Below are 1006 nucleotides of genomic sequence, written 5' to 3' on the forward strand. Positions count from 1 at the left end.
TTTTGTGTGACATGTACAGGATAGGTAGGAGCCGTTGATATCGGAACGCTAGTTTCGATGGAGGCATTGGTGGGATACTACCCTTGTTATATGAAAGCTCTAACCTACACCATTTAGCGTGGTGAGGGACAGTGTCTGGTGGGCAGTTTGACTGGGGCGGTCGCCTCCTAAAATGTAACGGAGGCGCTCAAAGGTTCTCTCAGAATGGTTGGAAATCATTCGCAGAGTGTAAACGTATAAGAGAGCTTGACTGCGAGACTGACAAGTCGAGCAGGGACGAAAGTCGGAGTTAGTGATCCGGTGGTACCATATGGAAGGGCCATCGCTCAACGGATAAAAGCTACCCTGGGGATAACAGGCTTATCTCCCCCAAGAGTTCACATCGACGGGGAGGTTTGGCACCTCGATGTCGGCTCATCGCATCCTGGGGCTGTAGTCGGTCCCAAGGGTTGGGCTGTTCGCCCATTAAAGCGGTACGCGAGCTGGGTTCAGAACGTCGTGAGACAGTTCGGTCCCTATCCGTCGCGGGCGTAGGAAATTTGAGAGGAGCTGTCCTTAGTACGAGAGGACCGGGATGGACATACCTCTGGTGTACCAGTTGTGCCGCCAGGCGCATCGCTGGGTAGCTACGTATGGACGGGATAAACGCTGAAAGCATCTAAGTGTGAAGCCCCCCTCGAGATGAGATTTCCCATTCCTTTATGGAAGTAAGATCCGTTAAAGAACATGACGTAGATAGGCTGCGGGTGGAAGTGTAGCGATACATGGAGCTGAGCAGTACTAATAGATCGAGGACTTAATCGAGTAAAAGAGTTTACAGCAGTTCGAAGTGTAAGAAATAATTCATTGACGACTTAATATCTAGTTTTGAAGGTACGAGCGAAAATAGTGTGGTGGCGATAGTGAGAAGGATACACCTGTTCCCATGCCGAACACAGAAGTTAAGCTTCTCCGCGCCGAAAGTAGTTGGTGGGAAACTACCCGCGAGGATAGGGAGCTGCCACGC

General features: G+C 50.7%; 2 rRNA genes. Both read left to right on the forward strand.

Annotation, left to right across the window (positions count from 1 at the left end):
- Nucleotides 1-804, forward strand: a 23S ribosomal RNA gene (locus tag FHL06_RS14315); the annotation flags it as partial.
- Nucleotides 805-889: 85 nt separating this feature from the next.
- Nucleotides 890-1006 (forward strand): 5S ribosomal RNA (gene rrf / locus FHL06_RS14320).

It is taken from the genome of Companilactobacillus halodurans, from assembly GCF_009600985.1.
GTDB lineage: Bacteria > Bacillota > Bacilli > Lactobacillales > Lactobacillaceae > Companilactobacillus > Companilactobacillus halodurans.